Consider the following 7200-nt stretch of genomic DNA (forward strand, 5'->3'; position numbering starts at 1 on the left):
GTGGTGGCGCTGTTCAATCATCAATGGTGCGTCGAGCGCTTCGGCTCGCGCCGCCATCTGCAAGCCTCCATCCTGCTGTTCGCGCTGGGCGCGCTGCTCGCCGGCGCCGCCGCGTCTCCGGCGGCCTTCATCGCCGGCCGCGCGGTGCAGGGTTTGGGCGGCGCCGCCTTCTTCACCGCCGCCCGGCTGGAGGTGACGCAGCTGCCGCCCGCCAAGCGCGGGCTGGGCCTGGTCGCCTTCGGCCAGGCGCTGCTCTTGGGCAGCGCGCTGGGGCCGCTGCTGGGCGGCGTCTTGCTGCAGGCCTATGGCTGGCGCGCGCTGTGCTGGGGCATCCTGCCCCTGCAGCTGCCCGCCTGGTGGGCGGCCGGCCAATTGCCGCTGCGGCCGCCGGCGCATCGCCCTGCGCATTATCCGACCTGGACTTTCATGCTGCTGCTGGCGGCCGCCTTCCTGCTGCAGTGGCTGATCCAGCAAACGCCGTACCAACTGTTCGCCCATCCCCGATGGCTGGCCGGCCTGGCCGCGGCGGCCGTCGTCGCCTTCCTGCTATTCCGCGCCGCGCACCGCCGCCAGGCGTCCGACCGCCGCGGCTGGCGGCCGCTGCGCCGTCCCGGCTACCGCATGGGCCTGCTGGGCTACAGCTGCTGCTATCTGCTGGTATCGGCCAACAGCTACATTCTGCCGATGCTGTCGGTACAGGCGCTGGGCTTCGACCTGCCCACCAGCGGCATGCTGCTGTCGGTCAGCTATCTGGCCGGCATCGCCTTCGCGCTGCTGTACGCCAAGCTGCTGCTGAAAGGCAAAGCGCCCGGCCTGACGGAAACCATGGCCTGCGGCTGCCTGCTGTTGGCCGGCTACGGCTGGCTGATGAGCGGCCTGAACGGCGAGGCGACGCTGGGCCGCGTCGCCGCCATCCTGCTGCTCAACGGCGGCTTCATGTCGCTGTTCATCATGGCGGTGGCGCAAAGCGCCTTTCGCGACATTTCCCCGGCGGCGTTCGGCCGCGCCTACCAGACCAAAAACATCTTGCGCCAGGTGTCGATCTCGGCCGGCGTCGCGCTGGCCAGCGTATTCATGCAGGCGCGCAACGCGCTGCATTACAGCCGTTTGTCCGAACGTTTTTCCTGGAATTCGCCACAGTTTCTCGACTCATTGCATCAATTACGACAATTCATGCCCGATTTGAGCGATACTCAACGCCTCGGAGTGCTGGCCGGCGAACTCGCCCGGCAAGCCACGCTGGTTTCCTGCCTGGACTTCTTCCGCCTGGAAAGTTGGATAGGCCTGGCGCTGGCGGCCTGCCTGCTCGCGGCCAAAAAGACCGGCTGAGCCGGCGCTCCGTGGCATCTCAGTTTCAGCGGGAAGAATCAAATCATGCGCAAGAGCGTCCAATCGGAGACCTTCAACAAGATCGTCGAAGCAAGCCTGCAACTGTTCAATCAGGAAGGCGAGCGCGTCATCACCACCAACCACATCGCCGAGCGGATGAATATCAGCACCGGCAAGCTCTACTATCACTTCCGCAACAAGGAAGAGATCATCAACGAGCTGTACCAGCGCTACGTCAAGGGCATGGCCGATCAGCTGTCCGCCGCGCTCAGCCACAGCAACTCTATCGAGGCGATGGTGATGGCGATGGAAAAGACGCTGCGCCACATCTGGAGCTTCCGCTTCCTCCCCAAGAGCCTGCCCAGTCTGTTCTGCATCAATCCTCAACTGGAGGAAGAGCACCAGCAGTTGTCGCGCGGCCAGCTCAACGGCAAGCTGGGCCAGCTGTTCACCCGCCTGCGCGAACAGGGCATGATCCTGGTCGACGACCAGCAGCTCTCCCACCTGGTGCAACACTTCCAGATGGTGCAGACCGGCTGGATCAGCACCATCAAGCAAAACGCCAGCGCGGCGGAACTGGACAAGCTGGTCCAGTCCGGCTGCCGCAGCCTGATGTATCTGCTGACGCCCTACGTCAGCCCGCGCTTCCAGTCGCCATTCGAGCGAGCCTGCGCGCGCTTCGCCTGACTCGACTGCCCGTCATCAGGGCAAGGCCAATGAAAAACACCCCGCGATCGCTCGCGGGGTGTTTTCGTTTAGACCGGGAAACCGGGCTTAGATCATGCCTTTGCTTTTCAGCAGGTCGAACATGGTCTTGCCGATTTCGGCCGGGCTGCGGGTGTAGGCGATGCCAGCCTTCTCGAAGGCCTTGAACTTCTCTTCCGCCGTGCCTTTGCCGCCGGAGATGATGGCGCCGGCGTGGCCCATGCGCTTGCCCTTCGGCGCGGTGACGCCGGCGATGTAGCCGACTACCGGCTTGGTCACGTAGGACTTGGCGAACTCGGCAGCCTCTTCCTCGGCGGAACCGCCGATTTCACCGATCATCACGATGGCGTCGGTGTCCGGATCGTCCTGGAACAGGCGCAAGGCGTCGATGTGGCTGGTGCCCGGGATCGGGTCGCCGCCGATGCCGATGCAGGTGGACTGGCCCAGGCCCAGCGCGGTGGTTTGCGCCACGGCTTCATAGGTCAGCGTGCCGGAGCGGGACACGATGCCGATGCGGCCCGGGTTGTGGATGTGCCACGGCATGATGCCGATCTTGCACTCGCCCGGGGTGATGATGCCGGGGCAGTTCGGGCCGATCAGGCGGATGCCGGCTTCGTCGACGGCCTTCTTCACGTACAGCATGTCCAGGGTCGGCACGCCTTCAGTGATGCAGACGATCAGCTTCACGCCGCTGTCGATGGCTTCCAGGATGGAATCCTTGGCGAAGGCTGCGGGCACGTAGATCACCGAGGCGTCGGCCTGGGTCTGACGCACGGCGTCCTTCATGGTGTTGAACACCGGCAGGCCCAGATGCTCGGAACCGCCCTTGCCCGGGGTCACGCCGCCCACGACCTTGGTGCCGACCTTCAGCGCCTGCTCGGCGTGGAAGGTGCCGTTCTTGCCGGTGAAGCCTTGCACCAGCACTTTGGTGTCTTTGTTTACCAATACGCTCATTTTGTATTCCTCAGCTCAGTGCGGGTCTCAGGCCACGGCCTTGACGGCGGCGACGATCTTCTCGGCAGCGTCGTTCAGACCCTGTGCGGAAGTCAGTTTCAGGCCGGATTCGTCCAGGATCTTGGCGCCCAGCTCGGCGTTGTTGCCTTCCAGACGGACCACGACCGGCACGGTCACGTTCACTTCCTTGACGGCGGCGATGATGGCTTCGGCGATCATGTCGCAGCGGACGATGCCGCCGAAGATGTTGATCAGCACGCCTTGCACCGAGGTGTCGGCCAGGATCAGCTTGAACGCTTCGATCACGCGCTCTTTGGTCGCGCCGCCGCCAACGTCCAGGAAGTTGGCCGGCTGGCCGCCCTTCAGCTTGATGATGTCCATGGTGGCCATCGCCAGGCCGGCGCCGTTCACCATGCAGCCGATATTGCCTTCCAGGGCCACGTAATTCAGGTCGAACTCGGAAGCCTTCACTTCGCGCTCGTTCTCCTGGCTCTTGTCGCGCTGGGCCAGCAGTTCCGGGTGGCGGTACAGGGCGTTGGAGTCCAGGTTGATCTTGCCGTCCACGCAAGCGAGCTCGCCGTTTTCGCGCAGCGCCAGCGGGTTCACTTCGAACAGGGCGAAGTCGTTCTCGACGAAGGCCTGGTAGGAGCCCAGCATCAGCTTGGAGAAAGCGGCGATCTGCGCGCCGGACAGGCCCAGCGCGAAAGCGGCGTCGCGCGCCTGGAACGGCTGCATGCCGACCAGCGGGTCCACTTCGATCTTGATGATCTTTTCCGGGGTCTCTTCAGCCACCTTCTCGATTTCCACGCCGCCTTCGGTGGAAACCATGAATACGACGCGCTGGCTGCCGCGGTCCACCACGGCGCCCAGGTACAGTTCGCGCTGCACCGGGTACATGTCTTCGCAGACCAGGACGCTGTTCACCGGTTGGCCGGCGGCGTCGGTCTGGTAGGTCACCAGGTTGGTGCCGATCAGGGTCTTGGCGACTTCGGCGGCTTCTTCGCGGCTCTTCACCACTTTCACGCCACCGGCCTTGCCGCGGCCGCCGGCGTGCACCTGGGCCTTGACGACGGCGAATTTGCCGCCCAGCTTGTCGTAAGCGGCAGCCGCTTCTTCCGGCGACTTGGCCAGAATGCCTTGTTGCACCGGCAGGCCGTAACGGCTCAGCAGCTCTTTCGCTTGGTATTCATGCAGGTTCATCTATGGTTTCCTTTATTGGAAATCAGACAGGTACTCGCCCCATCCTAATCTGCCTCTGCCGCTCAAAGCGGCAGCCATTTCTTCGCGGGAACACGTTTTACCATCTTGCCAGTCCCCATAACAAGACTGTTCCGAGAAATGCCACCCCCAGTGGCACTGGCAATCGCCCCCTGGCCCTTGCCGAGCAGATAAATACCGAGCAAGGAAAACTGAGGGCTGCGATGAGCAGCAAAACCCCGCGCAAGCCATCCAGCACGCCCGCTTCGTCAAAGGCGATTTTAATCACCCATATCAGCGAACCCACCATCGCCAATATCACGATGATGACCAGATACATTGCCAGGGTCATGCCGCGTTCCCGTTCAACTTAGCCGTGCAACGCGCGCTTGTCGGCGGCGAGGGCGGCTTCGTGTATCACTTCCGACAGCGACGGGTGGGCGTGGACGATGCGCGCCAGGTCTTCGCTGGCGGCCTTGAATTCCATCGACACCACGCCTTCGCTGACCAGTTCGGACACCATCGGGCCGATCATGTGCAGGCCCAGAATGCGGTCGGTCTTGGCGTCGGCCAGGATCTTCACCGTGCCTTGCGCCTGGCCCAGGCCCAGCGCGCGTCCGTTGGCGCCGAAGCCCGACGTGCCTTTCTTGTACTCGACGCCCTCGGCCTTCAGCTGCTCTTCGGTCTTGCCGACCCAAGCGATCTCCGGCGAAGTGTAGATCACCCACGGGATCACGCCGAAATCGACGTGCGGCTTCTGGCCGGCGATGCGCTCGGCCACGGCCACGCCCTCTTCCGACGCCTTGTGCGCCAGCATCGGGCCGCGCACCACGTCGCCGATCGCCCAGACATTGGGCAGATTGGTATGGCAATGGTCGTCCACGGCGACGAAGCCGCGCTCGTCCAGCTGCAGGCCGACCGTCTCGGCGCCCAGACCCTGGGTGTTCGGCACGCGGCCGATCGATACGATCAGCTTGTCGAACTCGGCCTTCACTGCTTCGCCGTTCAATTCGTAATTGACGGTGACGCTCTTCTTGCCGGCCTTCACTTCGCCGATCTTGACGCCCAGCTTGATGTCCAGGCCGGTGTCGCGGGTCAGCGTCTTGAACGCTTCCTTGGCGATCTGCTGGTCGGCGGCCGCCAGGAAGGTCGGCATCGCCTCCAGGATGGTGACTTCAGAGCCCAGGCGCTTCCACACCGAGCCCATTTCCAGGCCGATCACGCCGGCGCCGATCACGCCCAGGCGCTTCGGCACTGCGGTCAGCGCCAGCGCGCCCTCGTTGTCCAGCACCAGCTGGTTGTCGGTGGCCAGGCCCGGCAGCGCGCGCGGGCTGGAGCCGGTGGCCACGATCACGTGGCCGGCTTCCAGAGTGTCCACCACCTTGCCGCCATCGGTGACTTCGATCAGCCACTTGTCGCCCTGGCGGCCCTTGAAGGCGGCCAAGCCATGGATGTTGGCGACCTTGTTCTTCTTGAACAGGAAGCCGATGCCGGCCGCGTTCTTGTTGATGATGTCGGTCTTGCGCGACAGCATCTGGCCGACGTCCATCTTGGCGCCGGACACGCTGATGCCGTGCTTGGCGAAGTCGTGCTGCACCGCGTGGAAGTTTTCCGACGATTGCAGCAGCGCCTTGGACGGGATGCAGCCGACGTTCAGGCAGGTGCCGCCCAAGCTGGGTTTGCCTTCCGGATTCTTGAACGCGTCGACGCAAGCCGCGCTGAAGCCCAGCTGGGCCGCGCGGATGGCGGCCACGTAGCCGCCGGGACCGCCGCCGATCACTACAACATCAAACTGTTGGCTCATGGATTTTCCCTTGGGGTCAGGCCTTGCCCACTTTGAACAGCAAGGCCCCGAAAGCGATCATGAACAGCGCGATGATGATCTTGCCGAACAACACGTAGCGGTCTTCGCGCATTCCCTGCTGGCGTTTTTTCCAAGTAAGGAACAACAAGGCCACCCCGGCCAATACCGAGGCGAACGCGTAAACCCAATCCGGCAGATTCATTCTGGCTCCGTTCATGCAGATTCAAACAGGCCGGCTTGCGCCGGCCCGGTGCTTCATTACAGGTCGAGCAGCAGACGCGCCGGATCCTCGATGGCGTCCTTGATCGCCACCAGGCTCAGCACCGCTTCGCGACCGTCGATGATGCGGTGGTCGTAGGATTGGGCAAGATACATCATCGGACGCACCACCACTTGACCGTTCTCAACCACGGCGCGCTCCTTGGTGGCGTGCATGCCCAGGATCGCCGATTGCGGCGGGTTGATGATCGGGGTGGACATCATCGAGCCGAAGGTGCCGCCGTTGGAGATGGTGTAAGTGCCGCCGGTCAGTTCTTCCACGGTCAGCTTGCCTTCCTGGGCACGCTTGCCGAATTCGGCGATCTGCTTCTCGATGTCGGCCAGCGACAGCTGGTCGGCGTTGCGGATCACCGGCACCACCAAGCCGCGCGGGCTGCCCACTGCCACGCCGATGTCGAAGTAGCCGTGGTAGACGATGTCGTTGCCGTCCACGGACGCGTTGACGATCGGGTACTTTTTCAGCGCGGCGACCACGGCCTTGACGAAGAAGCCCATGAAGCCCAGCTTGATGCCGTGCTCTTTCTCGAACTTGTCCTTGTACTTGGCGCGCAGGTCCATCACCGGCTTCATGTTCACTTCATTGAAGGTGGTGAGGATGGCGTTGGTCTGCTGCGACAGGATCAGACGCTCGGCCACGCGCTGGCGCAGGCGGGACATCGGCACGCGCTGCTCGGCGCGGCCGGACAGGATGCCGGCCACGTTGACGGCGGCCGGAGTGGCGGACAGCGCCGCGCCGGCGGAGCTCGGGGCCAGCACCGGACCGGCCTGGGACGGAGCGGCCGACTTGGCGGCGGACTGCACGTCTTCCTTCAGCACGCGGCCGTCGCGGCCGGAGCCGGCCACCTTGGACAGGTCCACGCCGGTTTCCGCAGCCAGCTTGGCGGCGGACGGCATCGCGGCGGCGCCGGCGGCCGGAGCGGCCTGAACCGGAG

8 protein-coding genes are annotated in these 7200 nt (G+C 64.2%); 2 read left to right on the forward strand and 6 right to left on the reverse strand.

The features are described from left to right. A partial coding sequence (locus tag LQR33_RS23585) for an MFS transporter (RefSeq protein WP_231470674.1) occupies window positions 1-1329 on the forward strand: 1329 nt, incomplete at its 5' end. A 45-nt stretch (window positions 1330-1374) separates the two neighbouring features. After that, on the forward strand, window positions 1375-2016 hold the full coding sequence (locus tag LQR33_RS23590) for a TetR/AcrR family transcriptional regulator (RefSeq protein ID WP_166441310.1): 642 nt from the start codon (window positions 1375-1377) through the stop codon (window positions 2014-2016). 87 nt (window positions 2017-2103) lie between these two features. On the opposite strand, the gene sucD is transcribed toward LQR33_RS23590, so the two are convergent. From sucD to odhB, 6 genes are all read right to left on the reverse strand, one after another. After that, on the reverse strand, window positions 2104-2988 hold the full coding sequence (sucD, locus tag LQR33_RS23595) for a succinate--CoA ligase subunit alpha (protein WP_021478968.1): 885 nt from the start codon (window positions 2986-2988) through the stop codon (window positions 2104-2106). 27 nt (window positions 2989-3015) lie between these two features. Continuing rightward, on the reverse strand, window positions 3016-4188 hold the full coding sequence (sucC, locus tag LQR33_RS23600; protein WP_021478969.1) for an ADP-forming succinate--CoA ligase subunit beta: 1173 nt from the start codon (window positions 4186-4188) through the stop codon (window positions 3016-3018). Between the two features lie 97 nt (window positions 4189-4285). Then, the gene (locus LQR33_RS23605; RefSeq protein ID WP_166441309.1) at window positions 4286-4537 is read right to left on the reverse strand and encodes a hypothetical protein; all 252 of its coding nucleotides are present in this window, start codon (window positions 4535-4537) and stop codon (window positions 4286-4288) included. Window positions 4538-4555: 18 nt separating this feature from the next. After that, complete coding sequence (gene lpdA / locus LQR33_RS23610; protein ID WP_221668811.1) at window positions 4556-5989, reverse strand: dihydrolipoyl dehydrogenase; 1434 nt, start codon at window positions 5987-5989, stop codon at window positions 4556-4558. A gap of 16 nt (window positions 5990-6005) precedes the next feature. Further along, window positions 6006-6191, reverse strand: coding sequence for a hypothetical protein (locus tag LQR33_RS23615; RefSeq protein ID WP_221664614.1), 186 nt, complete (start codon window positions 6189-6191; stop codon window positions 6006-6008). 56 nt (window positions 6192-6247) lie between these two features. Beyond that, on the reverse strand, window positions 6248-7200 hold a 953-nt coding region (gene odhB / locus LQR33_RS23620), incomplete at its 5' end, for a 2-oxoglutarate dehydrogenase complex dihydrolipoyllysine-residue succinyltransferase (protein WP_231470675.1).

The sequence above is a fragment of the Chromobacterium piscinae genome, from assembly GCF_021129175.1.
In the GTDB taxonomy this organism is placed as follows: domain Bacteria; phylum Pseudomonadota; class Gammaproteobacteria; order Burkholderiales; family Chromobacteriaceae; genus Chromobacterium; species Chromobacterium piscinae.